Genomic DNA, 2,583 nt, shown 5'->3' with positions numbered 1-2,583 from the left:
GCTTCTCCTTCGACGGATCGACGTTCGCGCCGGATGCGATGACCGGGCGCACCCCTGACCAGGTCGAAACAATATCCGCTTCGGCGAGCCCGAGGGTCGGAAACTCCGAGCGCGCGGCCTGCAAGATGTAGTCGAACTCCGCGCGCGTGATCCCCGGCTCGCGATCGAGATCTTCGCGATGATCGATGTCGGTCGTGCCGACGAGCGTCGATCACTCCCAGGGAATCGCAAACATCGCCCGGCGGTCGTCCGGGTGGAAGAATGCGACCGCCTGCGCGAGCGGCAAACGCCAGGCGTCGAACAGCAAATGGCTGCCCCGCAACGGCCGCAGCTTCGGCTGGCCGCTAATCGGGCCGCGCAGGCGGTCGCCCCATACTCCCGTCGCGTTGAAAACGCAGCGGGCCTTCACTTCGAAGGTCTCGCCATCCGTCGTGTCGTGCACCTTCACGCCGTCGACGCCACTCGGACCGAGCGTCAGGGATTCCACCGTCACGCGATTGCGGATGACCGCGCCGCACCGGCGAGCCTCGGCGAGCACGCGCATGACGAGCCGGGCATCGTCGGTCTCGGCGTCGAGATATGACCATCCGCCTTTCAGGCCCGACGGAGACAGAACCGGCGCGCACTGCATGAGGGATGCCGAATCGCGCCATCGGCGCGTGCGCGCTCCCGCAAAGTAGTCGTAAGCCGCGAGTCCCACGCCCAGGACAAAGCGGCCGAATTTGTCGCCTTTGCGCACTGGCAGCAGAAATCCGAGCGGCTTCACCAGGCCGGGAGCGGCCCGGAGGAGTTCGGTCCGGTCCCGCACCGATTCGCGGGTCAAACGAAGGTCGCCCTGCGCGTCGACTAGCGCCCGTTCGATCACATCACCCTGACCACCCTGCTGCCGGCCCCAGGCGCGCCCAAGATCCTCATGTCCTATGCGTTCGCCGAACGGGAGGACGGCGGCACGCATTTCGAGGTGCGTTTGGCGAAACCCAAGCCCAAGGAGTTGCCGTTCTACGAACACGTCTGGCCGAACGTGCAAAGCAAGTTCACGGCGGAATTCGAGATCCTCCGCGCATTCCTGGCGGAGCAGGCGAACGCGGCGGTCGACGAGCCGCCGCTGCCCATCTCGCGCGAACGGTTCCTGACGCAGCCGGTCCACGCGCGCTAGCTGGCGCAGCGGCGGAAAGTGACCCGTCCCTCCGGGTCGATTTGACCAGCAGCCCGCGCAGTCGAGTGATAATCGCGCACTTCGGACGGCCGGTCTCGACGTCCAGCGGTCATTGAAGGTCGCGACCATGGAGCGAGTGTCACAACTTCGTTCTTTGCGCCTGCAAGCGCATCTCAGCCCTATAGACGCGTCGAGCGGGGCGCACGCCTTGCGGTCGTCGCGCAGTGATCGCGGGACGTGAGGGCTTTGACATCAGGCGGACGCTCAGCGGGGATGCCAAAGTTGGGTTATGGTCGCCGATGATCCCGCACGCCCCGTTACGCCGCATCCTGTTTGTCACAATTAGCGGTTGCCTGCTTGGGGGCTTGCTCCTCTATTTCGAACACGACATGTTCGTTGTAGGCGCTTTCATCGGCGGCTCGACCGGCGCAGCCATAATTTCGCTCGAGATTTTTGTCCTTCGCCGCAACGCCGGCGCATTTTTCCCCCGACTGCCGTTTCTGGCTTATCTCGGTCTGCGCGTCTTGCTCTATGCAGGCGTCGTCCTGTTGGTCGCCGCCGTCATGAACTGGCTCTTCACGCGTGATGGTCTGGTGATCAACATGAGCCGCGCCGACATCGTCGCTTCAATCGCAATCAGCGTCTGCACCATATTGCTGTTCGGCATCAACGATCTGCTCGGCCCGGGCGTGCTCTTCGCCTTTGTGGCGGGGCGCTATTACTACCCCCGTCTGGAGGAGCGCGCTTTCCTTTTCATCGACATGCGTTCCTCTACCGCCATCGCAGAGAGCCTCGGCGAGGTGCGCTTCCTTGCGTTCCTCAATCGCTTCGTGACCGACCTGTCGCTCGCCATCTTGGAGGGAGGCGGCGAAATCCACAAAAACGTCGGTGACGAGGTCATCTCGAGTTGGAAGCTCGCTGCAGGTCCGAACGAGGCGGGCTGCGTCCGGGCCTGCTTTTCCGCTCTCGACCGCCTCGTCGAGGGCGGCCCAGCCTACGAGCGTGATTTCGGCTTTCGCGCCGATTTCCGCGCCGGGCTTCATTGCGGTCCGGTCGTTGTGGGCGAACTGGGCTTCATCAAAAAGGAGATCGCGCTCATCGGCGACGCCATGAACACGACGCAGCGCATTCAGGACGCGTGCCGCGAGGCCGACTGCCGGGTCCTCGCCTCGGCGGCGCTGCTGGATCGCATCGTCGCCCTGCCTGCCGGAGTGACAGCCCGGGCGCTCGGCCCGACGCCAATGCGCGGCAAGGATCAATCTGTCGCGCTTTACGCGCTGGAGGCCATGCCGCTCCACCCGACAGGCCCGATGAACGGATAGGGCTATTGCGTCGTTCGCCTCGCGGCCGGGGAGTGAGCGCCAATTGCGCGGAACTTGCCGCTCCCGACGTAAAGCTGCCGTTGCGGATCGTGATGGCGGACATCA

The 2,583-nt window shown here is 64.6% G+C and carries 2 protein-coding genes and 1 pseudogene; 2 read left to right on the top strand and 1 reads right to left on the bottom strand.

Annotated features, from left to right (window positions below):
* Window positions 1-955: pseudogene (locus tag ACLP25_RS06250) on the bottom strand (glycerol-3-phosphate dehydrogenase/oxidase); the annotation flags it as partial.
* On the opposite strand from ACLP25_RS06250, the gene ACLP25_RS06245 reads away from it, so the two are divergent.
* Window positions 914-1,156, top strand: a complete 243-nt coding sequence (locus ACLP25_RS06245) for a hypothetical protein (RefSeq protein WP_442468360.1) — start codon at window positions 914-916, stop codon at window positions 1,154-1,156. The pseudogene ACLP25_RS06250 and the gene ACLP25_RS06245 sit on opposite strands and share 42 nt — an antisense overlap.
* A gap of 389 nt (window positions 1,157-1,545) precedes the next feature.
* Window positions 1,546-2,478, top strand: coding sequence for an adenylate/guanylate cyclase domain-containing protein (locus tag ACLP25_RS06240; protein WP_442468359.1), 933 nt, complete (start codon window positions 1,546-1,548; stop codon window positions 2,476-2,478).
* Window positions 2,479-2,583 lie beyond the last annotated feature (105 nt).

Origin of the sequence: Roseiarcus sp. (assembly GCF_052145395.1) — a bacterium.
Lineage (GTDB): Bacteria > Pseudomonadota > Alphaproteobacteria > Rhizobiales > Beijerinckiaceae > Roseiarcus.
This window is presented reverse-complemented; position numbering and strand designations above follow the sequence as displayed.